The 26,541-nt window shown below is 61.4% G+C and carries 28 protein-coding genes and 1 pseudogene; 23 read left to right on the top strand and 6 right to left on the bottom strand.

Features of this window, described 5'->3' with window-relative positions; all coding sequences use genetic code 11:
- The first annotated feature begins 13 nt into the window (after positions 1-13).
- Together PG2T_RS06220 and PG2T_RS16415 are read left to right on the top strand one after the other, a co-directional pair.
- The gene (locus PG2T_RS06220; protein ID WP_068803516.1) at positions 14-244 is read left to right on the top strand and encodes a hypothetical protein; all 231 of its coding nucleotides are present in this window, start codon (positions 14-16) and stop codon (positions 242-244) included.
- Positions 245-418: 174 nt separating this feature from the next.
- A complete protein-coding gene (locus PG2T_RS16415) occupies positions 419-586 on the top strand; it encodes a hypothetical protein (protein ID WP_202816444.1) in 168 nt (55 codons plus the stop codon).
- Positions 587-833: 247 nt separating this feature from the next.
- Here the strand turns inward: PG2T_RS16415 and PG2T_RS06210 are convergent, their stop codons facing one another.
- The 3 genes and pseudogenes from PG2T_RS06210 to PG2T_RS16980 form a co-directional block, all read right to left on the bottom strand.
- On the bottom strand, positions 834-1,169 hold the full coding sequence (locus PG2T_RS06210) for a helix-turn-helix domain-containing protein (RefSeq protein WP_068803514.1): 336 nt from the start codon (positions 1,167-1,169) through the stop codon (positions 834-836).
- Entirely contained in the window at positions 1,144-1,425 is a 282-nt protein-coding gene (locus PG2T_RS06205) for a BrnT family toxin (protein WP_068803512.1), read from the bottom strand. Before PG2T_RS06205 ends, PG2T_RS06210 begins: the two co-directional genes overlap by 26 nt.
- Positions 1,426-1,716: 291 nt before the next feature.
- Positions 1,717-1,860: pseudogene (locus PG2T_RS16980) on the bottom strand (IS5/IS1182 family transposase); the annotation flags it as partial.
- Between the two features lie 179 nt (positions 1,861-2,039).
- On the opposite strand from PG2T_RS16980, the gene PG2T_RS06200 reads away from it, so the two are divergent.
- From PG2T_RS06200 to PG2T_RS16025, 17 genes are all read left to right on the top strand, one after another.
- A complete protein-coding gene (locus tag PG2T_RS06200; RefSeq protein ID WP_068803510.1) occupies positions 2,040-2,480 on the top strand; it encodes a hypothetical protein in 441 nt (146 codons plus the stop codon).
- Between the two features lie 89 nt (positions 2,481-2,569).
- Entirely contained in the window at positions 2,570-3,529 is a 960-nt protein-coding gene (locus tag PG2T_RS06195) for a glycosyltransferase family 2 protein (RefSeq protein WP_068807861.1), read from the top strand.
- A 3-nt stretch (positions 3,530-3,532) separates the two neighbouring features.
- Entirely contained in the window at positions 3,533-4,021 is a 489-nt protein-coding gene (locus tag PG2T_RS06190; protein WP_068803508.1) for a Rossmann-fold NAD(P)-binding domain-containing protein, read from the top strand.
- Positions 4,018-4,899 (top strand): glucose-1-phosphate thymidylyltransferase RfbA, encoded by an 882-nt coding sequence (rfbA, locus tag PG2T_RS06185; RefSeq protein ID WP_068803506.1) that lies wholly within the window; start codon positions 4,018-4,020, stop codon positions 4,897-4,899. Before PG2T_RS06190 ends, rfbA begins: the two co-directional genes overlap by 4 nt.
- Positions 4,899-5,444: a dTDP-4-dehydrorhamnose 3,5-epimerase gene (gene rfbC / locus PG2T_RS06180; RefSeq protein ID WP_068803504.1), complete on the top strand. Its 546-nt coding sequence runs from the start codon at positions 4,899-4,901 to the stop codon at positions 5,442-5,444. The genes rfbA and rfbC overlap by 1 nt, the downstream gene beginning before the upstream one ends.
- Positions 5,441-6,217, top strand: coding sequence for an ABC transporter permease (locus tag PG2T_RS15465; RefSeq protein ID WP_075968149.1), 777 nt, complete (start codon positions 5,441-5,443; stop codon positions 6,215-6,217). The genes rfbC and PG2T_RS15465 overlap by 4 nt, the downstream gene beginning before the upstream one ends.
- The gene (locus PG2T_RS15460) at positions 6,217-6,921 is read left to right on the top strand and encodes an ABC transporter ATP-binding protein (RefSeq protein WP_075968148.1); all 705 of its coding nucleotides are present in this window, start codon (positions 6,217-6,219) and stop codon (positions 6,919-6,921) included. The genes PG2T_RS15465 and PG2T_RS15460 overlap by 1 nt, the downstream gene beginning before the upstream one ends.
- 14 nt (positions 6,922-6,935) lie before the next feature.
- Complete coding sequence (locus PG2T_RS06175) at positions 6,936-7,760, top strand: TylF/MycF/NovP-related O-methyltransferase (protein WP_236953304.1); 825 nt, start codon at positions 6,936-6,938, stop codon at positions 7,758-7,760.
- A gap of 47 nt (positions 7,761-7,807) precedes the next feature.
- Positions 7,808-8,788 (top strand): hypothetical protein, encoded by a 981-nt coding sequence (locus PG2T_RS06170; protein WP_068803502.1) that lies wholly within the window; start codon positions 7,808-7,810, stop codon positions 8,786-8,788.
- Between the two features lie 30 nt (positions 8,789-8,818).
- Positions 8,819-10,282 (top strand): MBOAT family O-acyltransferase, encoded by a 1,464-nt coding sequence (locus tag PG2T_RS06165; RefSeq protein ID WP_068803500.1) that lies wholly within the window; start codon positions 8,819-8,821, stop codon positions 10,280-10,282.
- Entirely contained in the window at positions 10,276-11,247 is a 972-nt protein-coding gene (locus tag PG2T_RS06160) for an IS481 family transposase (protein WP_068803498.1), read from the top strand. The genes PG2T_RS06165 and PG2T_RS06160 overlap by 7 nt, the downstream gene beginning before the upstream one ends.
- Before the next feature lie 59 nt (positions 11,248-11,306).
- Positions 11,307-12,515 carry an alginate O-acetyltransferase AlgX-related protein gene (locus PG2T_RS06155; RefSeq protein WP_068803496.1) on the top strand — a complete coding sequence of 403 codons (1,209 nt, stop codon included), beginning with the start codon at positions 11,307-11,309 and terminating at the stop codon, positions 12,513-12,515.
- Between the two features lie 459 nt (positions 12,516-12,974).
- Positions 12,975-14,387, top strand: coding sequence for a rhamnosyltransferase WsaF family glycosyltransferase (locus tag PG2T_RS06150; RefSeq protein WP_145931020.1), 1,413 nt, complete (start codon positions 12,975-12,977; stop codon positions 14,385-14,387).
- Complete coding sequence (locus PG2T_RS06145) at positions 14,384-16,342, top strand: class I SAM-dependent methyltransferase (protein WP_068803492.1); 1,959 nt, start codon at positions 14,384-14,386, stop codon at positions 16,340-16,342. The genes PG2T_RS06150 and PG2T_RS06145 overlap by 4 nt, the downstream gene beginning before the upstream one ends.
- A 2-nt stretch (positions 16,343-16,344) precedes the next feature.
- Entirely contained in the window at positions 16,345-17,022 is a 678-nt protein-coding gene (locus PG2T_RS06140) for a sulfotransferase family 2 domain-containing protein (protein ID WP_068803490.1), read from the top strand.
- 85 nt (positions 17,023-17,107) lie between these two features.
- Positions 17,108-18,067, top strand: coding sequence for an IS1595 family transposase (locus PG2T_RS06135; RefSeq protein ID WP_068807855.1), 960 nt, complete (start codon positions 17,108-17,110; stop codon positions 18,065-18,067).
- Between the two features lie 234 nt (positions 18,068-18,301).
- The gene (locus PG2T_RS16025; protein ID WP_145931019.1) at positions 18,302-18,460 is read left to right on the top strand and encodes an AAA family ATPase; all 159 of its coding nucleotides are present in this window, start codon (positions 18,302-18,304) and stop codon (positions 18,458-18,460) included.
- 100 nt (positions 18,461-18,560) lie between these two features.
- On the opposite strand, the gene rfbD is transcribed toward PG2T_RS16025, so the two are convergent.
- The 3 genes from rfbD to PG2T_RS06120 all read right to left on the bottom strand — a co-directional run bounded on the left by rfbD (position 18,561) and on the right by PG2T_RS06120 (position 21,482).
- Positions 18,561-19,463 carry a dTDP-4-dehydrorhamnose reductase gene (gene rfbD / locus PG2T_RS06130; RefSeq protein WP_068803489.1) on the bottom strand — a complete coding sequence of 301 codons (903 nt, stop codon included), beginning with the start codon at positions 19,461-19,463 and terminating at the stop codon, positions 18,561-18,563.
- A complete protein-coding gene (rfbB, locus tag PG2T_RS06125; protein ID WP_068803488.1) occupies positions 19,460-20,530 on the bottom strand; it encodes a dTDP-glucose 4,6-dehydratase in 1,071 nt (356 codons plus the stop codon). Before rfbB ends, rfbD begins: the two co-directional genes overlap by 4 nt.
- Before the next feature lie 130 nt (positions 20,531-20,660).
- Positions 20,661-21,482 carry a carbon-nitrogen hydrolase family protein gene (locus tag PG2T_RS06120; protein ID WP_068803487.1) on the bottom strand — a complete coding sequence of 274 codons (822 nt, stop codon included), beginning with the start codon at positions 21,480-21,482 and terminating at the stop codon, positions 20,661-20,663.
- Between the two features lie 312 nt (positions 21,483-21,794).
- On the opposite strand from PG2T_RS06120, the gene PG2T_RS06115 reads away from it, so the two are divergent.
- The 4 genes from PG2T_RS06115 to PG2T_RS06100 are packed head-to-tail and all read left to right on the top strand — an operon-like array spanning position 21,795 to position 26,508.
- Positions 21,795-22,757, top strand: a complete 963-nt coding sequence (locus PG2T_RS06115; RefSeq protein WP_068803486.1) for an ABC transporter ATP-binding protein — start codon at positions 21,795-21,797, stop codon at positions 22,755-22,757.
- A complete protein-coding gene (locus PG2T_RS06110) occupies positions 22,754-23,491 on the top strand; it encodes an ABC transporter permease subunit (RefSeq protein ID WP_068803485.1) in 738 nt (245 codons plus the stop codon). The genes PG2T_RS06115 and PG2T_RS06110 overlap by 4 nt, the downstream gene beginning before the upstream one ends.
- A gap of 22 nt (positions 23,492-23,513) precedes the next feature.
- On the top strand, positions 23,514-25,397 hold the full coding sequence (locus tag PG2T_RS06105; protein WP_068803483.1) for a Gldg family protein: 1,884 nt from the start codon (positions 23,514-23,516) through the stop codon (positions 25,395-25,397).
- Positions 25,384-26,508 (top strand): DUF4340 domain-containing protein, encoded by a 1,125-nt coding sequence (locus PG2T_RS06100; RefSeq protein WP_068803481.1) that lies wholly within the window; start codon positions 25,384-25,386, stop codon positions 26,506-26,508. The genes PG2T_RS06105 and PG2T_RS06100 overlap by 14 nt, the downstream gene beginning before the upstream one ends.
- Positions 26,509-26,541: the final 33 nt, after the last annotated feature.

Below are 26,541 nucleotides of genomic sequence, written 5' to 3'. Positions count from 1 at the left end.
CAAGGAACCCGTCATGACAACCGACATCACCGAACTGACGAAGCAACTGCACGCTGAAGTCGAGCTGACGCCGGAGCGCTACCGGCCGCTGCTGCTGCGCCTGGTGCATTCGTTTCGCGAAGGCATCGAGGAAGACGAGCCGTGGCCGACGGCCGAGGAGAGCCTGCGTGAGGGATTGCGCGACATGAAGGCCGGGCGCGTCTATCCCATCGACACGCTGTGGGATCGCGTGAATGCCGACTGAGCCGACGCCGGTCGCGCTGAACTACTCCGCTGCCTTTCTGCGCCAGCTCAAACGCCTCCGCAAGAAGTACCGTCGCATCCAGTCCGATCTGCAGCCGCTGCTGGATGAACTCCAGAGCGGCGCTACGCCGGGCGATCAGGTGCAGGGCATTGGCTATCCGCCCACAAGGTCCGCTTGCCCAACAGCGACGCGCAGTGCGGCACCAGCGGCGGCTATCGGGTGATCTACTACGTCCAGACCGCAAGCGGTCGATTGCTCGTGACGATCTACTCAAAGACCGAGCAGTCCGACATCCCGGCCGACGATATCCGCCGCATCATCGAAGAAGAAATCGGCGGCTGACGCCTGGCTGCACGGGCGCTGACGTGCCCGCATCGCCCCGACACCGGCACGCCCAACGCGCCCGATGGCCACCTTACAACAAAAAAACCGCGCGTCCTCACCATCTCCGTCAACTTCGGACCCGAGCCGACCGGCACCGGCGAAACCCACTTGCCCGGCTGCCTCCCGCGACCACCGCCGGCGCCAAACATCACCGCCCGAACAAAAAATCCGCCCGCACCGCTCTTGCCGTGCCGTCGTGCGAGTTTCAACCAAGTGCCGCCAGCGCCGCTTCAGGCGCCTTGTCCAGCACCTTGAGCAGCGCTTTCGCAGCGCCGGTAGGGTAGCGCTTGCCCTGTTCCCAGTCGCGGATCGTGTCGATCGGGACATTGACACACTCGGCAAACTCCGCCTGGCTCAAGCCGAGACGCTTGCGAACCCGGCGCACGAACCGGGCCGCATCCAACATGGCCTCGGCTTCATCGGCAGCTTGCTGCGCAGCAATATCCTTCTCGGTGGTGGCGTCGAGGCGCGCAGGGTCGATGCGTCCTCTTGCCAGCGAGGCAGGGACAGCAGGGTCAATCTTCACGCGTACGGTTTTCATATTGCCTGAGCTCTCGTTGGTTGGCTTTACGCGCGGAGATGATGCGCATCGCCTCATGACGCGGGGTGTGGACCACCACAAAAAGGCGCTGTTCAATCTTGTCCATCAACCGGTAACGCTCCTCGCCATAGCTATGCCTGGCATCTGCCTGAACGAGACGATCTGGATCGAAAAACGCCCGTGCCGCATAGGCGAAGTCGAACCCGCGCTCGTGAAAGCACGCCTCGCTTTTGGTTTCATCCCATTCGAAAATCATCGGAGAAGAGTAGGCCAATGGCCTACCGTCGGCAATTCGGGGCGGTGCGGGAGGGAGGGGTCCGAATGCCGGACCCACCCATCGGCCCGAGGGCGGGCCTCCCACAGGGGCGCCCCCGGTGGGCGGCGCCCCTGTGGGAGCGGCGCCCCGGCCGCGAATCTTCCAGCTCGTGCATTCGGCCCGAGGTCGGGTCTCCCACGGCCCCAGCCGTGAGAATGCCGCATTCATCCAGGCCCGATATGCGGCTTGCTCTCTCGCGAAGCGCTCCTGTGCGCGCGCTTCGATTGGCATGTGCGCGTCCGGAAGCTCCGAAAGGTCCACTTGGTCGCTGACATCCACCACGTAGCGCGCCGAGTGCGACCCCGGCAGCCAGTCTCGCACCGCCGGCGGCAGCAAATAGTCGGTATCTCGGCCCACCTGTCGAAGGCGCTTCATGCGCCTTGGCTCCGTTAGTACCGATCCAACCGGGCGGCCAAAACCCGACAGGCCGCCAGATATCCATTAGCCGATTTTCGTGATTTTGAGGCAAGCTATGGGCCATCGCCTCGGAGCGGGTGGATGGGTATCCGATGGATGCCGTTAGAGAAAGGTATTGTGGATCAGTTGGATAGCTTATGGTCATGGCCGGCTCGGCGCTACAAGGGAAAGGGTTTGCGGTCAGCTTCAGCCACCGCGAGATCACGGCATGGGGCGGTCAGGCGCCGTTCAAGCGGATGCACGACAGCGTGGGGTTCCGGGACGGGGCGGGCTGCGGGTTAGCCGAGCCGAAGCCCGACCGGGGCTGTGCGCCGCTACAACTGATCTCGCAGTTCATCGCCTCCATCGCCTCCATCGGCTGCCGCGTCTGCCGCTTCGTACACGCTGAAACGGTGCGCATGGACGGCGCGCTGGCGCGGCTGTTCGGCTGGATCAAGGCCGCCGGCCACAAGGCCATCATGCGGTTGTTCGGTCGCTTCGACAGGCGCGCCGACGACTGGCCGCATGCCGAGGTCTATCGCCGGTGCTTCGGCAAGATCAGCGCACTCAAGCAGGTGACGCTGGTGGATTTGGGTTGATGAGTCGGGTTGCTGCTTGCGACACAGTAAAGGTCGACTTCTTGGAAAGCCCTATTGACCACGAAAGAGCTTTCGTGGGCGCGGTAGCCATGTCTAAATCAGATGTTCTGGCTGGCGTCAACATGGCCCAGCCCAAGGTGGCTATTCTGCTTTGCACGTACCACGGCCAGCATTACCTGGCAGAGCAATTGGATTCCTTCGTTGCCCAAACTCACGCCAACTGGGAGGTCTGGGCCTCCGATGACGGATCCCTGGACGACACCCATACCATACTCAAGGAGTATCGGCAGAAATGGCCAACAGGCCGTCTCTCGGTTCATTTTGGCCCTGCCGAGGGCTTTTCGGCCAATTTTCTTTCCCTGACCTGCAGGGCTGGCATCGAAGCGGATTACTACGCCTACTCAGACCAGGACGACATCTGGGAGCCAAACAAGCTCGCGCGCGCGGTGCAGTGGCTTGAAACCATTCCAGAGAATATCCCCGCTTTGTATTGTTCACGCACCCGCTTGGTGGACGCCAATAACAACGAAATCGGCTTGTCCCCACTTTTCAGCAAGCCACCCAGCTTTGCCAATGCCCTGATGCAAAGCATCGGGGGTGGAAACACCATGGTTTTCAACAATGCCACGCGGAACCTCCTGCGCGAAGCGGGTAAAAACCTTCCTGTCATCACCCACGACTGGTGGGCGTACATGGCGGTCACCGGGTGTGGTGGCAAGGTTTTTTACGACAGCGAACCCACGCTTCGTTATCGCCAGCACGATGGCAACCTGGTCGGAATGAATGCGACATGGCCTGCTCGCTTCAAGCGCATCCGAATGTTCTGGCAGGGCCGCTTTCGTGCGTGGAACGACGGCAACATCGCGGCCTTGCGTGCCTTGAGCCATCGTCTTACCCCGGAAAATCGGGAAATACTGGAGCGTTTCGCTAGAGCCCGCGAAATAAGCCTGATCCCTCGTCTTATCCATCTCAAACGCAGCGGTCTTTACCGTCAGACAGTCCTCGGAAACCTTGGACTGGTTGCAGCTGCGATTTTCAGGAAACTTTGACACATGGCGATTCTGGCCACCGGCGGTGCCGGCTTCAGCGGAAGCAATTTTGTGCTCGACTGGCTGGCCCAGTTGGATGAACCCCTCGTCAATCTCGGCGAACGCACTTGCGCCGGCAAGCGGGAAACCCTCGCCAGCCAGCAGGGCGATGCGTGCCACGTCTTCGTGCAGCGCGGACGGGGAGCGCGCGGCCTGCCCGAGCCCGCGAAAGCCGCCTTCCGCCTGCGTGTCAGCACCGACGAGGTCTACGGAAGCAGCCATAAAACGCAAATCACCCCCGCGACGGACCGCCCCGCTCACGGCCAGCGCCACACCATCGACGCACGCGAGATCGAGCGCGAACTCAGCCGGCGCCCCGCCGAAACCTTCGAGGCCGGCACACGCAAGACGGTGCAGTGGCACCTGGGCCACCGCGAGCGGGCGCAGCGCGTGCAAGGTGGCGCCAACCGCGAGCGGGTGAGCCAGCATTACGGTGAAGAGGTGGCCGCATGACCCGCAAAGGCATCATCCTTGCCGGCGGTTCTGGCTCCCGTCTGCACCCGGCCACGCTGGCCATCAGCAAGCAGTTACTCCCGGTCTTCGACAAACCCATGATCTACTACCCGCTCAGCACACTTATGCTGGCGGGCATGCGCGACATCCTCATCATCAGCACCCCGCAAGACACGCCGCGCTTCCAGCAGCTGCTGGGTGATGGCAGCCAGTGGGGGCTGAACCTGCAATACGCCGTCCAACCCAGCCCGGATGGCCTGGCGCAAGCCTTCCTGATTGGCGAGACGTTCATCGGCAACCACCCCGCCGCGCTGGTGCTGGGCGATAACATCTTTTACGGCCATGATTTCCACCACCTGCTGACCAACGGCATGGCCCGCACCAAGGGCGCCAGTGTGTTTGCCTACCATGTGCATGATCCGGAACGTTACGGCGTGGCGGAATTCGATGCCCAAGGCAAGGTGCTGTCCCTGGAAGAAAAGCCCAAGCAGCCAAAATCCAACTATGCCGTCACCGGGCTCTATTTTTACGACACGGCGGTGGTTGATTTGGCCAAGACCCTCAGGCCCTCGCCGCGTGGCGAACTGGAAATCACCGACCTCAACCGGCTGTATCTGGAGCAGGGCCAACTCAGCGTGGAGATCATGGGCCGTGGCTACGCCTGGCTGGATACGGGAACTCACGAATCCCTGCTCGATGCCAGCCAGTTCATTGCCACCCTGGAAAACCGCCAGGGACTCAAGGTGGCCTGCCCGGAAGAAATCGCCTTTCGCCAGGGTTGGATCGATGCCGGGCAACTCGAGGCGCTGGCGAAGCCTCTGACCAAGAACGGCTACGGCCAGTATCTGCTGAGAATTCTCAAGGAAAACGTGTTCTGATGAAGGCCACCCCGCTCGCTATCCCCGATGTATTCCTCATCGAACCCAAAGTGTTCGGTGACGAACGCGGTTTCTTTTTTGAAAGCTTCAACCAGGCGCAATTTGAAGCCGCCATCGGCAAACCCGTGCAGTTCGTGCAAGACAACCACAGCCGCAGCGCGAAGAATGTGCTGCGCGGCTTGCATTATCAAATCCAACAGCCCCAGGGCAAGCTGGTGCGTGTGGTGCAGGGCGAGGTTTTCGATGTGGCGGTTGACCTGCGCAAAAGCAGCAAAACTTTCGGCCAATGGGTGGGTGAAATCCTCTCTGCTGAAAACAAGCGCCAGCTTTGGGTTCCCGAGGGCTTTGCCCATGGCTTCGTCGTGTTGTCTGAGGGTGCTGATTTTCTCTACAAAACAACAGATTATTATTCCCCCTCATCCGAGCGAATTATCATCTGGAGCGACGAAGCACTCAATATTAAGTGGCCAAAAAATATCCGACCGATTATTTCAGGAAAAGATCAGCAGGGATCAAGCTTCATGGAGGCAGAGGTTTTTCCATGAAAGTTAACTTTGGCCTCCAAAAACAACTGAGCCTAGTTGTTTTTAAAGTTTATGCTGACCTGAAGGCAGAGTCATCCAGATCTTATCTGGGCATTGCTTGGTGGTTTATTGAGCCACTTCTTTATTTGGCCGCATTTTATATATTGTTTGTTTTAGTTTTAGATCGCGGCGATCTGAGTTTTGTACCGGCTTTTCTTTGTGGCGTTATCGTCTGGAAGCTTTTCGATGCAGGAGTCAAAGGCGGCAGTTATGCACTCATGGCAAACGCTGTTCTTTTGCAGCAAGTTTATGTGCCAAAATACATATTTCCACTCTCTGCGGTAATTACCGCCGCCCTTAAGTTCGTTCCGGTATTCCTATTTTTTTGCTTTTTCATTGTGTTTTTTAAGTCAAACCCAAGCGTCACATGGCTATGGGCAATCCCTCTGTTTTTTTTGCAGGCTATCCTGACATTTTCGCTGGCATTGCTTTTGAGTGCTCTCATTCCATTTGTTCCCGACCTTAGGGTTGCCGTGGAAAATGGGATGATGTTTTTGTTTTTCATTTCCGGTGTGTTCTTTGATATTTCGGCGGTTCAGGAGCCCGTGAAATGGTTTGTGATGCTTAATCCTATGGCGATAATCATTTCTGCTTATCGAGGTGTTTTGCTTTTAAATGCACCCCCCGATATTGCTAAGCTCGTGGAAGTTTTATTATTTTCTGTTCTTGTTTTAATTCTTGGATTTTTTGTTTTGCGTCGATGGGATAAAAAGTACGGAAAGGCAAGGTTCTAATGGTAAGCAGCGAGCCAGTAATTTCCGTTGAGAATGTTTCTATTTCTTATCCCATTCGGTCTGGGTTTATAAAATGGAAAAAATATTTCCCACTCAAAAATGTGTCATTCGATGTTTATAAAGGTGAAACAGTTGGCCTGATCGGCAGGAATGGAGCGGGAAAAAGCAGCCTCCTGCGTATGATTGCAGGCATTGTAGATCCGGACGCTGGGAAGATTGCCAACTATGAAGTAAGTGTTTCATTGCTGGCGCTTGGTGTTGGGTTTGTTCCTCATCTCACTGGGCGTGAAAACGTCATACTAAGCGGCATGCTGATGGGTATGCACAAGAGAGACATTGAAGCTCGCATGGATTCGATAATTGAATTTGCGGGTATAGGCGATTTTATTGATCAACCTCTTAGGGTCTATTCTTCTGGCATGAGGTCGAGGATCAGTTTTGCAACTGCAATTCAGACTGACCCAGATGTTCTCTTAGTTGACGAAGTTCTTGGAGTAGGTGATGAAGAGTTCAGAGTTAAGTCATTGGGTGAAATGAAAAAGCTGATCAGATCCGAAAAAACCGTGGTGCTTGTCTCGCATCAGACCAATGTAATAAAAGAACTGTGTGATCGTGTTGTCTGGATTGATGATGGAGAGGTTAGATTTGTGGGCAATACCGCAGAGGGTTTGGTGCAATACGGTTCAGCTATGGTTAAGAGTTAAATGCAATGGGAAACATGAGTAAAAACTTACTGTATGTGCGCCATATAGACATGCTTAAGCGCATCCTGCTCAACGAGTTCGGGGCGGAGAACGGCCTGCGCATCTCCTATCTGCTTTATTGCATGGATACCAGTCAGCCCTACAACCTGGACGAGGTCATCAATATCCACCGCTACCAGGCGGATAAGATCGCAGCGTTGCGCGACGATCCCGACGGACAGCACAACTACCGCGAGCGCATGTTCGGTTTTCCCTACACCATGATCGGGCGTGCCCGCCTGGACAGCCTGCAGACGATGGTCGAGACAGTATTGCGCGAGGAGATCCCGGGCGACTTCCTGGAGGCGGGAGCCTGGCGGGGCGGGGCGTCGATCTTCATGCGTGCGCTGCTCGACCTATGGGGCGATCCCGCACGCAAGGTCTATGTTGCTGACAGTTTCCAGGGGCTGCCGCCGCCGCAGTTGGAGCAGGACGAGAACCTTAATTTTCATCTCGACCCGATGCTCTCGGTGGGCCTCGACGTCGTGCAGGAACATTTCGCGCGTTTCGGCCTGCTCGACGACCGCGTGGCCTTCATGCCCGGTTGGTTCGAGGACAGCCTGAAGGTGCCGGAGCCGCGCCAGCTGGCGATCCTGCGTGCCGACGGCGACCTTTACCAATCGACGATGGACATCCTCGACAACCTTTATCACCGGATGGCGCCGGGCGGTTTCGTTATTATCGACGACTACGGCGCCATTCCCGCCTGCCGTCGTGCGGTCGAGGACTTTCGCAGTGCGCATGGGATCGACAACCCGATCCACACCATCGACTGGACCGGTGCCTACTGGCGCACCTGAGGACGATACGGCGATGCGGCAGGACATCTGTTTTCAAGGTGGCGAGAATGAGTAGGTCGCGCCTGCTGGTGCACATCGGCGTGCCCAAGTCGGCCACGACCAGCCTGCAGTTCGGCGCCTTCCCGGCCCACCCGGACATCCGCTACCTCGGCAAGCCCTTCTACGATGAAGCATTCGGTTACCAAGGCTCGCTCGCCACGGCTGAACTCATCGACAGCCTGTGGAAACAGGATGAGCTGGAATTCGACTCGGCGCTCGCTCGCCAGCGCTTCGACCGTGGCATAAGGCCGCGCTTGGGAAACGAGCAGCTCGCAGTGCTCTCGGAGGAGGGGCTGTCCCAGGCGTCGGCAGCCGATCGCAGCCTGACGGCGCGACGGCTGGCGACGCTCTGCGAGGGCGTCGAGTGTTCGATCCTGATTACCGTACGCGAACAGAAGCGCGCCCTGTTTTCGGGGCATCAGTGGATCTACACGCGCCGGCTGACCTCGCTTGGTTTCGCGGACTGGATCGAATGGTGCCGTTCCTATTCCAGCTATTACGGGTGTTACAACGATTTCCCCCTGCGCCAGTACCGCTACGCCCGGCTGGTCGAGACCTATGCGGCGCTGTTTGGCCGCGAGCGGGTGCTGGTGCTGCCGATGGAGATGCTGGCGCGGGAGCCGACGGACTTCTATTCGCGGCTGGAGGACTTCGCCGCCATCCGCCGTTTCGGGGGCACGCCGGCCTGTCCGCCGCTGCCGGTCGAAAACCGTTCGCCGGGCAGGCTGGGTATCCGCTACCAGCGCGTGATCAAGGGCATGCAGCATCTCGGCGCGCGCCTGCGAGGTGTGCCCGTTGTGCCTTCGGAGGCGCTCGAAGAGGCGGGCATCCACGGCTGTGTCATGCGCCTGATCGCCCGCGTCGATGCGCCGATGCAGCCGATGTCAGCGGAGACTGCTGTTTGGCTGGACGACTACTACCGGGCCGACAATGCTAGCCTCGCCGCGCTCACGGGCCTCGATCTGGCGCATTACGGTTATGCATGCTGAGCGTGCGATGACGCCCTCCTTGGACTGACCATGGTTTTCAGCACCCCCATCTTCCTGTTGGTCTTCCTGCCGCTGTTCGCGCTGGCCTATGCGCTGCTGCCGCGCAAGAATCTTGTCCTGCTCGTCGCTAGCCTGATCTTCTATGCCTGGGGAGAGCCGGTGCTGGTACTGCTCATGGTGGCAGTGGCATGGGTCAACTACCTGTTTGGTCGACTGGTTGGTGGCGACTCGCCCTATCGATTTCGCTACCTCGCAACCGCGGTGGCGCTCAACGTCTCCGTGCTGGTGGCATTCAAGTACCTTGACTTCATTGTCCACAACCTGAACCGCCTGGCGCCAGCCCTCGGCTTGCAGCCTTGGCCTGAACCGCATTTGCCACTGCCGCTGGGCATCTCCTTTTTCATCTTCCAGGCCATCACCTATGTGGTGGACATTTACCGGAGGCATTCCTCCCCGGCGGGGAAATTTTCCGACGTGATGCTCTACATCAGCCTGTTCCCGCAATTGGTAGCCGGGCCGATCGTGCGCTACGAGGAGATTGCCGAGCAGATACGCGCACGGCGCAGCGACTGGCAGCGCGTGCTCAGCGGTGTCGAACTGTTCACAATAGGCCTCGCCAAGAAAGTCATCATTGCCGATAGCCTGGCTGTTCCGGTCGATCGCATCTTCGCGCTGCCACCCAGTGAGTTGAGCTTTGGCCTGGCGTGGCTCGGCGTGATCTGCTTTGCATTGCAGATCTTTTTCGATTTCTCAGGCTACTCAGACATGGCCATTGGTATCGGCCGGGCGCTGGGATTTGATTTTCCCGAGAACTTCAACCAGCCTTACCGAGCCCGCAGCATCCAGGAATTCTGGCGGCGCTGGCACATGACACTGTCACGCTGGTTCCGTGATTACGTCTACATTCCTCTGGGAGGCAACCGGCTCGGGCTTGCGAGAACTTATGTCAATCTGCTCGCGATCTTTGTGCTAACCGGCTTCTGGCACGGCGCGAGTTGGAATTTCCTGATCTGGGGCTTGATACATGGTCTATTCCTGGTCGTCGAGCGAGTCGGCTTCGCCGGATGGCTGAGCCGTGCCTGGGCGCCGCTGGCACACATCTACGTCGCTGGTGTGGCGTTGCTCGGATGGGTCTTCTTCCGCGCGGACGATCTGCCATCGGCCATGGTCTTGCTCAAAACCATGGCCGGGTTCGCGGAAGCGCCTGCGTTCTCTGGCGTTGCAGCGTTGTTCAACCCCTATGTCGTGTGCGTGCTGCTGCTCGGCGCTATCGTCGCTGTGTGGCCGGAACGGTCGTCGTGGGCTGATCAGATTCGGCAAGTGAAGGCTGCCGCTGTGAGGTACGGCGTCCTGATCCTTTCAACCCTGTATAGCTGTTCCATCCCGGATCATCATATAGTTCCGTCTCGGTCCCCGCTGCTGCTGGCGCGCGAGGTGTTCCGGGAGCTGGCAGGGGACGGGAAAGCGGTTGATCGGGAGGTGTCCGCATGCTGATTGCACTGCACAAACAAGCCCGCACCACGCCCCACGTGCGGGCGCAGATCGCGGCCAGTGATGAGCCGGTGGCGGTGCTGGCCCGCCGCTTTGGCGTCACCGAGCCGACGATCTACAAATGGAAGCGGCGCCCGGATGTCTACGACCGGCCGCACACCGCGCACCGCCTGCAAACGACGTTGACCCCCGGCCAGGAGGCGATCGTGGTCTACCTGCGCCGGGCCCTGCTGCTGCCGCTGGACGACCTGCTGGCGGTGACGCGCGAGTTCCTGTGTCCGGACGTGTCCCGCTCCGGGCTGGACCGCTGCCTGCGCCGCCACGGCGTGGGCAACCTGCGCGCCCTGCGCCCGGCGCCGGACAAAGCGGTCAGCAAGACCTTCAAGACCTACGTGCCCGGCTTTGTGCACGTCGACGTGAAGTACCTGCCGCAGATGGCCGACGAGGACCGGCGCCGGTTCCTGTTCGTGGCCATCGATCGGGCCACCCGCTGGGTTTACGTGGCCCTGAAAGCCGACAAGAGCGCGCGCTCGGCGCGCGCCTTCCTCAGTGCCCTGGCCACGGCCTGCCCGGTGCGCATCACGCGCCTGCTCACCGACAACGGCACCGAGTTCACGGACCGGCTGTTCGGGAGCCGGGCGCGGGCCCCGACCGGGACGCATGAGTTCGATCGCCTGTGCCAGGAACTGGGCATCGAGCACCGTCTGACGCCCCCGCGCCACCCGCAGACCAATGGCATGGTCGAGCGCTTCAACGGGCGCATCGCGGACCTGCTGCGCACGCACCACTTCAGGTCCAGCGAGGACCTGGAGCAGACCCTGCACCGCTATGTCACGCTCTACAACCACCACTTGCCGCAGAAGGCACTGAACGCCCAGACTCCGGCTCAAGCGCTTCAGCACTGGTACGCTTCAAAACCGGAGCTGTTTCATCGAAGGCCAAATAATCGGCCGGGACGTGACATATAGCCTGGCGTTGATCAGTTCGTATTCGCACAAGGCGTTCATCTATTTCCGCTTCTAGGCCAATGGACAAGATCCTACCCAAGACACTCGCTGCCGTTTTCCTCGCGCTCCTTGCCCTCCTGATCCTGTGGCCGCTGTTGGCCGCAACAGGACTCGTGGGAGCGAAAGGTGAAAGCTACGAAAACCGCCGTCTGGCGGAGTTTCCCGCCCAGGTGTCCTCCCTCGAGGACTACGTGAAGTGGCCCCGCCGCGTCGACGACTTCCTCGGCGACCATCTGCCCAACCGCGGAACTCTGCTAGGGTTGAATGCGTGGATCCGCTATCACGTCTTCGCGACTTCGCCGGTTGAAAGCGTCCTTGTCGGCAGGAATGGCTGGCTGTTCCACCGCATGCCGGCGGACATCCAAGAGGTCGAGGGGCGCCTCGTGCGCAAGCCCTACCAGATCCGCCGCCTGCGCATCATCCTGGAAGAACGGCGCGACTGGCTGGCGGAGAAGGGTATCGACTACTTGGTGCTCGTCGCCCCGACCAAGCAGACAATCTATCCCGAAAAACTACCAGGGTGGCTAAAGCCGTCTGCGCCCGGTCAAAGCAGACGGGAGTTGCTGCAGGCTGAGTTGGTGCGCTCGGGTTCCAGTCTGGACTTGTTCGATTTCACGCCGGCGCTGCGCGAAGCAAAAGCGGAGTGGGGCGACGCTCTTTACTATAAGCATGACAGCCACTGGAGCTATGTCGGAGCGTTCGAGGCGTATGCAGCACTGGCTGAGCGTTATCCCAAGTGGTTCAGCATGCCAGGCGAGGACTGGATCCGGAAGGAAACACCGCGGGAAAGCAATCTCATGCGCTTGATGGGGTTGCCTGGCGAAGAGGTCACGCCCTATCCCCAGCCAGCGGGCGGCTTCGCCGCGCGTTTTCGCGCACCGCACACGCCTCAGCTGAAGCGCATGGCAAAACGTGGCGTGGCCCAGGCATTCCAGCGTCCCGACCAGCGCGGCCCTCGTCTGTATCTCCTGGCTGACTCGTTTGCTGGATGGAACACGGCCTATCTGGCGGAGAATTTTTCACGTACCGTGGTGACCAATACTTGGGGCGACCAGTGGTCGCGTCACGAGCAGTTCCCGATCGGGAGCATTCTTGCCGAACAACCGGATCTCGTGATTGATCAGATGCTCGAAAACCGACTGGATTTGGGCGTCCCCGAGCATTACTTGGTGACCCATCCGGCGATAACCATGTACCTGCAGTTCGTTCAGCTCGCCTACGACGTTTGATCATTAAAGAGGATAGGCGATCAGTTGAGTACCGGCGGCAAGGCGACCAGATTGATATTTTCATATCCCCAGGCTTTGCTAATGAAGCTATGGCAATGATCGTTAAATTTGATCTCGACTCAGCTTCGCCAAATAAAGTTGAAAGTGTGAGTCCGTTCTCCAAAGAAGCTGCATGGGGCGATTTGTGCCTTCGTGGGGGGAACTAACCCAAAGAAAGGTCGATGCAGGGGTTTCGGAGGTACTACTTTGCGCCCCTGTTGACGGCAAATCTCAAATGATAAGGTTACGGTTAAATCCTCACTCGAAGTTCCGCATTTCCAATTTGACGGTTTCGCGCCATCCAGATGTGTAGAAATACCATGCGTTTTCGAGTTAATCACAGGAACATCCGAAGTGGAAAATAGTATATCTTTGTTGATAATCGGATTGGCCCGTCTTTTTGTGGCACATCCATGGGTAATGATCAAGAAAGTTAATTTCCAAAATACCCGCAGTTTGCTTGCCGCGATTAAAAGACATAGGCCTTCAACTGTTGTGGCTTTAGTGGCAGAGGCCGTCAATCAGGATCAAGGTGAAACGTGTATCGGCAACGTAGACGATTCAGCTTCACCTGGCATCCGGAAAGCAAAAGAACTTGAATCGCGTTATCCGGGTATTACTGCTCCGGTCGGAATGAGTTCGCTTCATCTCTTAGAGGAAAAATTTGAATGTCCAAAGTATGCCGTTGACCCAAGCGCGCCAGCACGGGTTAACGTGTTGCTACCGCAACTCGATCCGCTGATCATGTTTGGCGGTTACATCGCCTGCTTGCAGTTCATCCGGAAGATCCAGGAGGCAGGTTTCCGGGTGCGGATTCTGCTGGTCGAATCCGATCGCTTAGACCGCGATGCGGTGAACGCCAAGCTGGCGCCGAATCCACCACTTCAACAGGCAGTTGCCAACGCCGAGGTCGAGGACATCACAAGGGGCTCCCACACTTTGGTGATCTCGCCGACGGACGCCTTCGTCGGCTATTCGTTTTGGACGTGCATCAAGGCTCATCGCCTCGCAGAGGCTATCGGCAAAAAGTTTATATTCTTCCTGCAGGAGTACGAACCCATCTTCCATCCGCACGATAGCTACTCCGCGATCGGTGGGTACGTGTACCGGCTACCGCATCGCGCCATTTTCAATACTGACCTTCTGGCGGACTATTTCCGGAGCAAGCGGCTGGGTGTGTTCGACCGCTACGAGGGGGAGGAACTGGCGCGGCATCACGTGGCCTTCCAACATGCGCTGACGCCAACTTCGCCGCCGACGCACGAGCAGATGGCGCAGCGCCGCACTCGGCGCCTGCTTTTCTACGGGCGACCCGAGGGACACGCGCGTCGCAACCTGTTCGAGATCGGTATCCTCGGCCTCAGGGAGGCGATCCGCCAGGGCATGTTCGATGGCAACTGGGAGTTCCACGGGGTGGGTACGCTCGGACCCGAGTACGACGTCGAACTGGGACATGGCCGCACAATGAAGCTGAGCGGGACACTGCCGCAGGGCGACTATGGTGCCGCGCTGCGCGAGTTCGACATCGGACTCAGCCTCATGCTGGCGCCGCATCCGAGCATCCTGCCGTTCGAGATGGCCTCGGCCGGCCAGATTGTCGTCACCAACGCGTACGAGTCCCGGTCCGCCGATGTGCTACGGTCCATATCCGGAAACCTTGAGCCATGCGATGCGGATCCGTTCTCTGTCGCCGAAGCTCTTGCAGCGGCAGTCGCGCGAGTGGGGCAGTACGAATCGCGGATAAAACGTGCCTCGTTCGACTGGGTGAGGAACTGGGACGATGCATTCAATGAAGAAGTAATGGATCGCATCAAGGAAATGCTGCGCGCATGAACGAGACGACAACCACGTCCGCACTGGTGCGCGGGCTCAACCCTCGGCAGGAACGGCTGTTCCAAGAGTATGGCCTGGGCACTGTAATGCTGCGAACGGCCGCGCGGCTGGTGCGGCCGTTCTCCTGGGTCGGCCACCTGCCTTTTGCGCATGTGCTCATCCGTCTCATGCAACCGCGTGTGGTTGTTGAGTTGGGCACGCACACCGGCAACTCATTCTGCGGATTCTGCCAGGCGGTGGCCGCGGAAGCTTTGGACACCCGCTGCTACGCGGTTGACACTTGGGGCGGCGACGCCCAAGCCGGCTACTATGGTGACGCCGTTTACGCGGAACTCGCGCCCTACGTGGAATTGGCCTATGGCGGCTTCGCCAGGCTGCTGCGGACGTCCTTCGACGAAGCACTGGACCAGTTCGATGATGGCGCTATCGACCTCCTGCATATCGACGGCCTGCACAGCTACGAGGCTGTACGTCACGACTACGATGCCTGGAAGCGCAAGCTGAGTCCACGTAGTGTGGTGCTGTTCCACGACACCAGTGTGTTCGACCGCGGTTTCGGCGTTCACCATGTGTGGGCGGAACTGCGCGAGCAGCACGCAGGCTTCGAATTCCTACACAGCCATGGCCTGGGCGTATTGCTGGTCGGCACTGAGGTCGAACCGGCACTCCGGGTATTCATCGAACTGGCGAACGAAGATCCGGAACCGCTGCAGGCCATGTTCGAGCGTGTTGCGCTGGCCGGTTTGCCCAACGAGGCCATCGACTACCAGCGGCGTTTTGGCAACGTGACTAACGAGGAAAGTGTGAACCTCGATTGCGAGCTATTCCTGGATCGCGGCCGGGGCTTCAACGAAAGCGAAAAGCTGATTCATGCCCTCGAACTCGAAGCGGGCAGGGGTGTTGTCCGCTTCGACCTGAGCCGGTTTTCCACTGGCCTCTCGCGACTTCGCTTCGACCCCGGCAACGAGGCAATCGCGCTCGACAGCGTCTCTGCTCGGTGGCGGGACGACGAGGGCGTATGGCACGCGCTGGACAGCACAGGTAGTTCAGCTCTCAGCACCGAGCAAAACGTGCTGTTGTTCGGCGACGACCCCTGGGTCGAGTTCGCGCTGCCGCACCCGGTCGACATGGTCGAGATAGAGGTACAGGTTAGAGCAATGGGCAAGGAGTTAGTTGGCTACTTGGTCGAGCGCTTCAAGGCCGTCGCTGGCTTGTGCGGCGAGCTTGCGGCGCACAGGCAGGCAATCGATAATCTCAAGGCGGAACTCGAGGCGCACAGGAAAGCCGAAATCAAGATCTCGAGTCAAGTCGCCGCGAAGGACCATGAGCTCACTGTGAAGAACCGCGAGCTTGCGGCGCACAGGCAGGCAATCGACGATCTCAAGGCGGAACTCGAGGCGCACAAAAAAGCCGAGATCAAGCTCTGGGGTGACGTCGCCGCGAAGGACCATGAACTCACTGTGAAGAACCGAGAGCTTGCGGCGCACAGGCAGGCAATCGATAATCTCAAGGCGGAACTCGAGGCGCACAGGAAAGCCGAAATCAAGATCTCGAGTGAAGTCGCCGCGAAGGACCATGAGCTCACTGTGAAGAACCGCGAGCTTGCGGCGCACAGGCAGGCAATCGACGATCTCAAGGCGGAACTCGAGGCGCACAAAAAAGCCGAGATCAAGCTCTGGGGTGACGTCGCCGCGAAGGACCATGAACTCACTGTGAAGAACCGAGAGCTTGCGGCGCACAGGCAGGCAATCGATAATCTCAAGGCGGAACTCGAGGCGCACAGGAAAGCCGAAATCAAGATCTCGAGTGAAGTCGCCGCGAAGGACCATGAGCTCACTGTGAAGAACCGCGACCTCGCCGCGCTGCGCCATGCGGTCGATCGTCCCCTGTACCGGATCATGGCCGGGCTGAAGCTGCTGCCCGGATTTCCCCCAAACAAGTCAGAAAGCGAGTAAAGATGTTCGTTTCCATCCATATTCCCAAGACCGCCGGCACGGCGCTCGCCAAGATCTTCGATGATACCTCCCTGCGCCGGATCATGTACGACTACGGTAGCGAGCGCGACATTGAGGCGGTTCGAACCTGCCTGCCTGAGGTGCGGGATCACAAGGATTTAGTGCTTTCCTACTTCAGCTACCTGCACGGGCATTTCCATTACCTGAAATACGCCGAGGTGTTCGCAGACTCCCCCTTCATCACCACCGTGCGCGACCCGGCCGACCGCGTGATCTCCCAGTACCTGCATGTGCTGAGAAGCGGCGACCGCAACATCAAGCAGCACCGCATGGTAATGGACGGCGAGATCGACGTCGTCGAGTTCTCTAAATTCAAGTACATTGGCAACGCGCAGTGGTATTACCTCGAGGGTCGTCCCGTCAAGGATTACGACTTCATCTTCGTGCAGGAGCAGTTCGAGTACAGCCTGAGGAAGTTCTGTACGTTGTTCAACAAGCCGGAGATCACGGAATACCTCGGCTGGTTCGACGGCGTCCCGACGGTCAACGAGAAGCCAGCATCGTCACAAAAAATGCCTGCCGCGAAGATTACCGAGAGCGATCGCAAGGAAATCTACAAGCATTGCGAACGAGACGTGGAGGTCTACCGCCTTGCCAAAGAAAAGCTTGAGTCAACCTGATTAGCGCCAATCTTCAGCACCGTCTCAGGATCCGGGACAGTGGGGGCGTAGGGTAGTGGTCCCGTTCCAAACCAAGGCCACGCCGATGCCCATGAACCGCGTTCAATTTCAGCCGGGCTTGAGTTTGCCCGAGTTCCTGCACATCTACGGCACCGAGGCGGCCTGTGAGCAGGCGCTCGCGCAGGCCCGCTGGCCGGCCGGGTTTGTCTGCTCGCGCTGCGCGGGTGCGAATGCCCACCGGTTCCAGCGTTTCGGTCAGGCCTACTGGCAGTGCCGTGCCTGCCGTGCCCAGACCAGTCTGCGGGCCGGCACGGTGTTCGCCAGCAGCAAGCTGCCGCTGACCACGTGGTTTCTGGCCCTGTACCTGATCAGTCAGAGCAAGAACGCCATCGCCGCCCTGGAGCTGCGCCGGCACCTGGGCGTGTGCTACCGCAGCGCCTGGCGCATCAAACACAAGCTCATGCAGGCCATGACCGCCCGTGAGGCGGGTCGACAGCTGGAGGGGATCGTCCAGGTCGACGACGCCTACCTGGGCGGCGAGCGGACCGGCGGCAAAGCCGGCCGGGGCTCGGAAAACAAGCGCCCGTTTCTGATCGCCGTGGCCACCGATGAGGCCGGCCATCCGCGCCAGGCGGTCATCGAGCCGGTGTCCGCCTTCAGCAAGACGGCCCTTGCCGACTGGGCAATCCGCCGCCTGGCACCGGGGGCCGAGGTTTACAGCGATGGGCTGGGGGCGTTTCGGGCCGTCGCACAGCGCCATGCCCATACCGTGATTCAGGCCCCGCCGGGCAAGGCCGGCACTGAAGTCGACGGCGCCCGCTGGGTCAACGTCGTGCTGGGCAACCTCAAGCGCTCCCTGGACGGTACCTGTCATGCGTTTGGCTTCTTCAAGTACGCTGAGCGCTACCTGGCCGAGGCCGCCTGGCGCTTTAACCGCCGCTTCAACCTCAAGGCCCTGGTGCCGCGCCTGCTGGTCACCGCCGCTGCCTGCCCGCCCTGGCCTGAATCAGCACTACGCAACGTGCCGGTTTACCGGCCGTGCTGAAGATTGGCGCTAATCAGGTGAGTCAATGCAATAGATTTCACAAAAGCCTCATCAGTTCATTCAATGATAATTCGATACTGATCTTCCCCTTGAAAATTATTTGGGGGCTTTGTAGGGTCTCATAAGGCATTGGCGATGGTGGATTTGGCAGAGCCTATCCTGCCTAGACTGTGCCTAAACTTGACTTATTGGTATCTGATTGAGACTTTATTTCATTCATTGTATGTTTAGCCGATGAAGCGCTACCTTGATGAATGGGTATTGAAAGATTTGACCACCAAGACGGTGCTGCTGACTGGACCGCGTCAGGTGGGGAAAACGACGCTTGCCCGTCAGTTGATGGAGTTGTCCGGAAATGCCCAATACCTCAACTGGTTTCGTGGCAGGACCTGATCGCATTGATCGAGGTGCAGTCGTCGGTGTCAGGCCGCTTGCGTTACGGGATAGAGCCGGGTGCGGGAGCCGCCTGCGGGGATGAGGCCTTTGCGCGGCATCATGATCGTTTCTCGAGTACTTCGGTCAGCATGCGGGTGATTCCGTCTTGCCAGTGGGGCAGGTGCAGGCCGAATGTGGTTTGCAGTTTGCGGGATTCCAGGCGCGAGTTGAGCGGGCGCCTCGCGGCGGTGGGAAATGCGCTGGTGGGAACGGGGTGGATGGACTCGGGTGCGACCTTGATGTGGACGCCGGCCTGGCGAGCATGGTCAATCACGAAGAGGGCGTAGTCATACCAGGAGGTCTCGCCGCTGGCCACCAGGTGATACAGGCCGCCAAGCTCGGGGCGTTGCCTTGCGGTGCGCAGGGCGTGGGCGGTGACATCCGCCAGCAGGTCGGCTCCGGTGGGTGCGCCGATCTGGTCGTGAATGACGCTGAGGCGGTCGCGCTCCCGGGCCAGTCGCAGCATGGTTTGGGCGAAATTGCCGCCGCGCGCCGCGTACACCCAACTGGTGCGGAAGATGAGGTGCTTGCAGCCACTGCAACGGATGGCTGTTTCGCCTTCGAGTTTGGTTTGTCCGTAGACGTTGAGCGGGCCGGTAGGGTCGGTTTCCGACCACGGCTTGTCGCCGCTGCCATCGAACACATAATCGGTGGAGTAGTGCACCAGCCATGCGCCGCTGCGCAGGGCTTCATGCGCCAGCACGCCCGGGGCCAGCGCGTTGAGGGTGCGGGCCAGCTCGGGCTCGCTCTCGGCCTGGTCGACGGCGGTGTGCGCAGCGGCATTGACGATGATGTCCGGGGCGACTGCGCGAACCGTCTGGGCGATGCCTTCCAGATTGGTGAAATCGCCGCATAGCTCCCGGCTGCCGGAGGCCAGCGCGATCACTTCACCCAAGGGGGCCAGGCTGCGTTGAAGCTCCCAGCCGACCTGCCCGTTCTTCCCGAACAGGAGGATTGTCATGCGGCGCGCCCAGCGTAGTTCTTTTCAACCCAGTCACGGTAGCTGCCGGATTGGACATGGGCGACCCAGTCCTGGTTTTCCAGATACCACTCAAGGGTTTTTCGGATGCCGGTATCGAAGGTTTCGGCCGGCTTCCAGCCGAGCTCGACCGCAATTTTGCTGGCGTCGATGGCGTAGCGGCGATCATGGCCGGGACGGTCGGTGACGTAGGTGATTTGCTCGCTATAGCGTTGGCCATCTGCGCGGGGCCGGAATTCGTCGAGCAGCGAACACACCAGTTGGACGATCTCGATGTTCGGTTTTTCGTTCCAGCCGCCGATGTTGTAGGTTTCACCGACCTTGCCGGCTTCCAGTACGCGGCGAATCGCGCTGCAATGGTCCTTGACGTAGAGCCAGTCACGGATCTGCTGGCCATCGCCATACACGGGCAGGGGCTTGCCCGCGAGTGCATTGACGATCATCAGCGGGATGAGCTTTTCCGGGAATTGGTACGGTCCGTAGTTGTTGGAGCAGTTGGTGGTGAGAACCGGCAAGCCGTAGGTGTGATGGTAAGCGCGTACCAGATGATCGCTGGCGGCCTTGCTCGCCGAATACGGGCTGTTGGGTTCGTAGCGATGTGTTTCGGTAAAGGCGGTGTCGTCCTTGCCGAGTGAGCCATAGACCTCATCGGTGGAGACGTGCAGGAGGCGGAAGCCTTGCTTGGCGTCGCCTTGCAGGCTGTTCCAGTAGCCGCGCGCGGCTTCCAGCAGGCGAAAGGTGCCCACGATGTTGGTCTGGACGAAGTCTTCCGGGCCGTGGATGGAGCGGTCCACATGGCTTTCGGCGGCAAAGTTGACGATGGCGCGGGGTTGATGCTTGGCGAGCAGTTGGGTCACCAGGCTGGAATCGCCGATGTCGCCTTGCACAAAGACATGCCGTCCATCGCTGCCCAGCGAGGACAGATTCTCACGATTGCCGGCATAGGTGAGCAGGTCGAGGTTGATGACCGTTTCATCGGATTGGACCAGCCAGTCCAGAACGAAATTCGCGCCGATAAAACCGGCGCCACCGGTGACAAGAATACTCATTGGTCAAAGTGCCTTGATGATTGATCCACGCGAGCGATTCGGCCACGCAAAGGGTGGTGTGCGGGACGAGGAGAATCGAACTGCCGACCTTCGCATTACGTCCGCGACGCTCTCCCAGCCGAGCTATGTGTCACAACCGCCGATGCTGCAGCGCCGGAAAGCGCGCCCGAAGGTGGTCCATGGCTGCCAGGTCGATCTGCGCGCAGGCGATGCCCTCGCCGTTGTCGGTGTATTCTGCCAGCACCTCGCCCCACGGGCCCACGATCAGGCTGTGGCCGTAGGTGCGGCGGCCGTTGTCGTGCTGGCCGCCCTGGCCCGGCGCCAAGAGATAGCAAAGGTTCTCCACCGCCCGGGCGCGGCACAGCAAATGCCAGTGCGCGGCGCCGGTGGTTTCGGTGAATGCCGACGGCAGGACCAGGATTTGCGCGCCCTGGGCCAGCAGCGCCCGGAACAGCTCCGGGAAACGCAGGTCGTAGCACACGGCAAGGCCGATGCAGCCCAGTTCGGTGTCCACCGTCACCACCGCGTCGCCCGGTTCGATGCTGGCCGATTCGCGGTAGCGCTCGCCGCCGTCGGCCACTTCCACGTCGAACAGGTGGATCTTGTCGTAGCGGGCCAGGCGCCGGCCGTCCGGGCCGTGCAGCAGGCAGGCGGCGCGCACGCGCTGCGGGTCGGCGCTGCGCAGCGGGATAGTGCCGCCGACCAGGTAAATGCCGTGCCGGCGCGCGCTGTCGGCCAGGAAATCCTGGATCGGGCCCGCGTCGTCGGGCTCGGCCACGGCCAGTTTGTCCTGCTCGCGCCGGCCCAGCAGGGCGAAGTTCTCCGGCAGCGCCACCAGGCGGGCGCCCGCCTGCGCGGCCTGCCCAATCAGCCGGCCGGCACTGGCCAGATTGGCCGCCACCTCGCTGCCGGACACCATCTGCACGACTGCCGCCGTGAATGCCTGGGTCATGAAACTCGCCTCTGCCTGTCGTGGTCGAATCGCGCTTATGGTAGGGAAAGGTGCCGGAAGATTCGCGGCGGGGGCGCCGCTCCCACGCTGGGTGTGGTTGTGGGAGGCCCGGCATCGGGCCGAAGGGTTGGCCTGGAAGGGTCGGCCTTGGAGATTCGCGGCGAGGGCGCCGCTCCCACGATTGGCCATTTGTGGGAGGCCCGCCCTCGGGCCGAATGGACCCGCGCGGCGCCGATTCGAGCTTGTGGCTAGAATGCCGGGCCTTTTGCCCTGCCGACGCGGCGGGCAGGGATATGGAAAACGAGGGGGAACATGCAGCCAGGAGTCGCGGTCAGGCATCTGACCAAGGATTTCGGTGCCCTGCGGGCGGTGGACGATTTGTCGTTCAGTGTTGGCGGCGGCGAGGTGGTGGGGTTTCTGGGGCCAAACGGTGCCGGCAAGTCCACCACCATGAAGATGATCACCGGCTATCTGACGCCCTCGAGCGGCCAGGTCGAGGTGTGCGGCATGGATCTGGCCCAGCAGCCGCTGGCCATCAAGGCGGCTATTGGCTACCTGCCCGAGGGCGCGCCGCTGTATGGCGACATGACGCCGCGGCGGTTTCTGGATTTCGTGGCCAGCGTGCGCGGTATGGAACCGGTGGTTCGGCGTCAGCGCATCGACGCGGTGGTGGATCGCATGGCGCTGCGTGGCGTGCTGGATCAGTCCATCGACACCCTGTCCAAGGGTTTCAAGCGCCGCGTCGGCCTGGCGCAGGCCATCCTGCATGACCCGCCGGTTTTGATCCTGGACGAACCCACCGACGGCCTGGACCCCAATCAAAAGCACGAAGTGCGCGAGCTGATCCGCGACATCGCCGCCGACAAGGTGATCGTCATCTCCACCCACATCCTGGAAGAGGTGGAGGCCATCTGCAGCCGCGCCGTGATCATCGCCGGCGGGCGTCTGCTGGCCGACGGCCGGCCGGCGGAACTGGCCAGCCGCTCGCAGTTCCACAATGCCGTGGTGCTGGTGCTGACCGGCGGTCCGGCCGACCTGCGCGAGCAACTGGCCGCCGTGCCGGGCGTGCAGCGGGTCGAGGTATTGGAAGAATCCGCCGGGCGGGTGCGCCTGCGCCTGCTGGCCAGCCACGGCCGTAGCCTTCTGGAGCCGGTCACCGCCCGGCTGCGCGAGGCCGGCTGGCAGGCCGACGAGCTGTACGTGGAACAGGGGCGCCTGGATGACGTGTTCCGTCAGCTGACGCATGAGGTAGCCGGCCGGGAGACGCGTTCATGAATGCCATGCTGACCGTGCTGCGGCGCGAACTTTCCGCCTATTTCTACACCCCGCTGGCCTATGTGTTCATCGTGATCTTCCTGTTCCTGAACGGGATTTTCACGTTTTACCTGGGCCAGTTCTTCAGCCGCGGGCAGGCCGACCTGCTGCCGTTCTTTCAGTTCCACCCGTACCTGTACCTGGTGCTGATCCCGCCGGTGGCGATGCGCCTGTGGGCGGAGGAGCGCAAGACCGGCACGCTGGAGCTGCTGATGACCCTGCCGATCACCACCGGCCAGGCGGTGGTCGGCAAGTTCCTGGCCGCCTGGCTGTTCACGGCCGTGGCGCTGGCGCTGACCTTTCCGATCTGGATCACGGTCAGTTACCTCGGCGATCCGGACCACGGGGCGATCGTGGCGGGGTACCTGGGCAGCCTGCTGATGGCCGGCGCGTACCTGGCCATCGGCGCCTGCATCTCGGTGCTGACCAAGAGCCAGGTGATCGCCTTCGTGCTGTCGGTGGTGGTGAGCTTTCTGTTCATCGTCAGCGGCTTGCCGATCGTGCTCGATTTCTTTGGCGCCTGGGCGCCGGCCTGGCTGACGCAGGCGGTGGCTTCGCTGAGCTTCCTGCGGCATTTCGAGGCCATCCAGACAGGCGTCATCGAGCTGCCGGACATCGTCTATTTCGCCAGCATGATCGGCGTGTGGCTGTACGCCAACACGGTGCTGGTCGAAGCCAAGAAAGCCGCCGGCTGAGCCGGGCAGCAGGAGTATTTCCATGCGACGCGGAGTTCTTTCCACCGGCAGCCTGGTGCTGGCCGTGGTGTTACTGCTGGCGATCAACATCCTGGCCGCCACGGTGCTGGGCGGCTGGCGGCTGGACCTGACCCAGAACCGGCTGTACACGCTCAGCGACGGGTCGCGGGCGGTGGTCGAGAAACTCGACGAGCCGATCACGCTGAACCTGTTCTTCTCCCAAAAGGCCCTGCGCGACGTGCCGCAGATCCAGGCCTACGCCGCCCGCGTGCAGGCGCTGCTCAAGGAATACGCCGAGCAGTCGAACGGCAAGCTGCAACTGAAGGTGATCGACCCGGAGCCGTTTTCCGACTCCGAAGACCGCGCCGTGCAGTTTGGCCTGCGCGGCATGCCGCTGGGCGGCGCGGGCGGCGAGAACGCCTATTTCGGGCTGGCCGCCACCAACAGCACCGACGGCGAGGAGGTCATCCCTTTCCTGTCGCCCAGCAGCGAGGACACGCTCGAATACGACCTGACGCGCCTGATTTACAAGCTCAGCCAGACCAAACGGCCGGTGGTGGCGGTGATGAGCTCGCTGCCGGTGAACGGCTCGATAGTGCCGATGACCCAGCAGCAGGCGCCGCCGTGGGCGGTGATCGAACAACTGCGTGAGCTGTTCGAGGTGCGCGTACTGTCGAGTTTCGACAAGAAAATCCCCGACGAAGCCGACCTGCTGATCCTGATCCATCCGAAGGATCTGTCGCCGGCGACGCTGTTCGCCATCGACCAGTACGCGCTGCGCCGCGGCCGCGTGCTGGCGTTGCTGGACCCCTACAGCGACGTCGAAGCGCCGCCGCGCGACCCGATCATGCCAACCATGACCCTGCCCAAGACCGGCTCGGACCTGGGGCCGCTGCTGGGCGCCTGGGGCGTGCAGATGCAGGACGGCGTGGTCGGCGACCGGGAAGCGGCGCGCCTGGTGTCGTTCCGCGAGGATGCGCCGCCGCAGGAATACCTGGTGTGGCTGGATCTGAAGGCCGACCGCTTCGACAGCAAGGACGTGGTCACGGCGCGCCTGAGCCAGATGTACATGAACACGGTCGGCGCGCTGGGCAAGAAGGCCGATGCCGGCATCGAGTTCACGCCGCTGATTTCGTCCAGCAAACAGGCCACGCTGGTCAGCACCGAGGGCCTGGACAAGCCGGACCCGGCCGGCCTGCTGCGGGACTTCAAGCCGGCCGATGAGAGCTACCCGTTCGCGGCCCGCGTGCAGGGCACGCTCAAGACCGCCTTCCCGGACGGACCGCCCGAAGGCGCCGAGGCGCCGGCACAGGTGCTCAAGGAATCGGCCACGCCGGCCAACCTGATCCTGATTGCCGACGCCGACTTCATCTATGACCGCTTCTGGGCGCAGATCGGCGAGTTTCGCGGCAGCCGCATCGTGGAGCCGTTTGCCGACAACGGCGCGTTCTTCATCAACGCCGTGGACAACCTCACCGGCAGCGGCGACCTGATCAACGTGCGTTCGCAGGGCACCTACGCGCGGCCGTTCACCGTGGTGCAGGCCATGAACCGCGCCGCGCAGGAGCAGTTCCGCGCCGCCGAGCAGCGCCTGCAAGCGGAATTGCAACAGACCGAACAGAGGTTGTCCGAGCTGCAATCGAGCCGCGGCGAGCAGGCCGGACCGCTGATGAGCGCTGAGCAGCAGCAGGAAATCGCGCGCTTCCAGGCCGAGCGGGTGCGCCTGCGGCGCGAGCTGCGCGAGGTGCAGCACCAGCTGCGTCAGGACATCGACCGCCTGGAAACGCGCCTGAAGTTCGTCAATATCGGCCTCATCCCGCTGCTGATCGGCTTTGCCGCCGCACTGGTGGCGCTGACCCGCGGCCGCGGCCGGCGCAGCACCGGAGAGCGTCATGTCGCGGGCTAAATGGATACTTGCCGGCGTCACGCTGGCGTTGGTGCTGCTCACGCTGTGGGCGGTGCGCGATACCGGCCAGCGCACCGGCTACGTCGCCCGCGCAGAAAAGCTGTTCCCCGACCTGCCGGCGCAGGCGGCGGCAGCGCGGCGTATCGAAATCCGCTCGGCCGGCCAGCAGGTCACCCTGCAAGGCAGTGGAAGCGACTGGACGGTGGTCGACAAGCACGATTTTCCGGCCGATCCGGCCAAGGTGCGGGCGCTGCTTGAGGGCCTGGCCGGACTGACGCTGATCGAGCCGCGCACCGCCGATCCGGCCCGCCACGCGGCGCTGAATCTGCAGGCCCCCGATACGGCCGGCGCGCGCGGCGTGCTGGTACGCGTGCTGGGCGAGCACGACACCGCGCTGGCGGCGGTGCTGCTGGGCAAACCACGTGCCGCGGCCGGGCAGGGCCCGCGGCAGATGTTCGTGCGCCGGCCGCACGAGGATCAGGCCTGGCTGGCCGAAGGTGCGGTCGATCCACAGCGCACGCCGCCGCTGTGGCTGCGCGGCGAGGCTTTCGACTTGCCGCAGGCCAAGGTGCGTGAGGTCCGCGTGCAGCACCCGGGCCAGGCGCCGCTGGTCATCTCGCGCGCGGCGCCCGAGGCAAGCTTCAGCCTGCAAACGCCTGTGCCCAAGGGGCGCGATCCCCAACCGTCGACCATCGGCGCGGTTGCCTACGGCCTGCAACACCTGCCGCTGCAAAACGTGTTCAAGGCCGACGAAGTGGCCGGCGACTGGGCACAGGCGGTCAGTGTTGCCTTCGATACCTTCGATGGGCTGACCTTCACCGCCCGCGTGCTGAGCCTGAACAGCGTGCCGCACGTGCGCCTGTCGGCAGCGGTGGCGGACGACGCCAGCGCCGAGCAGCGCCCGGCTGCGACCACCGAAGCCGAACGCATCAACCAGCAGGCCGGCGACTGGGTCTTTGTGGTGCCGCCGCATACCGCCGGGACGTTTACGCCTGCGCTGGAGAACCTGCTGGTACCTCTGGCACCGCCGGAGCAGGACGCGCCGTCCGGTCCGCCCGGGATGCCTAGCATGCCCGGGATGATGCCCGGCATGCGCCCCCCGGGCATGTAAGCCATCGGAAAACTGTAGGAGCCCGGCTGTGCC

The sequence above is a fragment of the Immundisolibacter cernigliae genome, assembly GCF_001697225.1.
Taxonomy (GTDB): domain Bacteria; phylum Pseudomonadota; class Gammaproteobacteria; order Immundisolibacterales; family Immundisolibacteraceae; genus Immundisolibacter; species Immundisolibacter cernigliae.
The sequence above is the reverse complement of the archived record's forward strand: the minus strand, read 5'-3'. Positions and strand labels throughout refer to the sequence as shown.

Coding starts and splice junctions, on each gene's coding strand:
- PG2T_RS15460 (WP_075968148.1), top strand. CDS start 6,217: ATGGTAAGCAGCGAGCCAGTAATTTCCGTTGAGAATGTTTCTATTTCT.
- PG2T_RS06160 (WP_068803498.1), top strand. CDS start 10,276: ATGCTGATTGCACTGCACAAACAAGCCCGCACCACGCCCCACGTGCGG.
- PG2T_RS06155 (WP_068803496.1), top strand. CDS start 11,307: ATGGACAAGATCCTACCCAAGACACTCGCTGCCGTTTTCCTCGCGCTC.
- PG2T_RS06205 (WP_068803512.1), bottom strand. CDS start 1,425: ATGATTTTCGAATGGGATGAAACCAAAAGCGAGGCGTGCTTTCACGAG.
- PG2T_RS06220 (WP_068803516.1), top strand. CDS start 14: ATGACAACCGACATCACCGAACTGACGAAGCAACTGCACGCTGAAGTC.
- PG2T_RS06135 (WP_068807855.1), top strand. CDS start 17,108: ATGCCCATGAACCGCGTTCAATTTCAGCCGGGCTTGAGTTTGCCCGAG.
- PG2T_RS06140 (WP_068803490.1), top strand. CDS start 16,345: ATGTTCGTTTCCATCCATATTCCCAAGACCGCCGGCACGGCGCTCGCC.
- PG2T_RS06105 (WP_068803483.1), top strand. CDS start 23,514: ATGCGACGCGGAGTTCTTTCCACCGGCAGCCTGGTGCTGGCCGTGGTG.
- PG2T_RS15465 (WP_075968149.1), top strand. CDS start 5,441: ATGAAAGTTAACTTTGGCCTCCAAAAACAACTGAGCCTAGTTGTTTTT.
- PG2T_RS06110 (WP_068803485.1), top strand. CDS start 22,754: ATGAATGCCATGCTGACCGTGCTGCGGCGCGAACTTTCCGCCTATTTC.
- PG2T_RS06200 (WP_068803510.1), top strand. CDS start 2,040: ATGGTCATGGCCGGCTCGGCGCTACAAGGGAAAGGGTTTGCGGTCAGC.
- PG2T_RS06195 (WP_068807861.1), top strand. CDS start 2,570: ATGTCTAAATCAGATGTTCTGGCTGGCGTCAACATGGCCCAGCCCAAG.
- PG2T_RS06175 (WP_236953304.1), top strand. CDS start 6,936: ATGAGTAAAAACTTACTGTATGTGCGCCATATAGACATGCTTAAGCGC.
- rfbD (WP_068803489.1), bottom strand. CDS start 19,463: ATGACAATCCTCCTGTTCGGGAAGAACGGGCAGGTCGGCTGGGAGCTT.
- PG2T_RS06190 (WP_068803508.1), top strand. CDS start 3,533: ATGGCGATTCTGGCCACCGGCGGTGCCGGCTTCAGCGGAAGCAATTTT.
- PG2T_RS06165 (WP_068803500.1), top strand. CDS start 8,819: ATGGTTTTCAGCACCCCCATCTTCCTGTTGGTCTTCCTGCCGCTGTTC.
- PG2T_RS06115 (WP_068803486.1), top strand. CDS start 21,795: ATGCAGCCAGGAGTCGCGGTCAGGCATCTGACCAAGGATTTCGGTGCC.
- PG2T_RS06145 (WP_068803492.1), top strand. CDS start 14,384: ATGAACGAGACGACAACCACGTCCGCACTGGTGCGCGGGCTCAACCCT.
- PG2T_RS16025 (WP_145931019.1), top strand. CDS start 18,302: ATGAAGCGCTACCTTGATGAATGGGTATTGAAAGATTTGACCACCAAG.
- PG2T_RS06210 (WP_068803514.1), bottom strand. CDS start 1,169: ATGAAAACCGTACGCGTGAAGATTGACCCTGCTGTCCCTGCCTCGCTG.
- rfbC (WP_068803504.1), top strand. CDS start 4,899: ATGAAGGCCACCCCGCTCGCTATCCCCGATGTATTCCTCATCGAACCC.
- PG2T_RS06120 (WP_068803487.1), bottom strand. CDS start 21,482: ATGACCCAGGCATTCACGGCGGCAGTCGTGCAGATGGTGTCCGGCAGC.
- rfbA (WP_068803506.1), top strand. CDS start 4,018: ATGACCCGCAAAGGCATCATCCTTGCCGGCGGTTCTGGCTCCCGTCTG.
- PG2T_RS06150 (WP_145931020.1), top strand. CDS start 12,975: ATGATCAAGAAAGTTAATTTCCAAAATACCCGCAGTTTGCTTGCCGCG.
- PG2T_RS06170 (WP_068803502.1), top strand. CDS start 7,808: ATGAGTAGGTCGCGCCTGCTGGTGCACATCGGCGTGCCCAAGTCGGCC.
- PG2T_RS06100 (WP_068803481.1), top strand. CDS start 25,384: ATGTCGCGGGCTAAATGGATACTTGCCGGCGTCACGCTGGCGTTGGTG.
- rfbB (WP_068803488.1), bottom strand. CDS start 20,530: ATGAGTATTCTTGTCACCGGTGGCGCCGGTTTTATCGGCGCGAATTTC.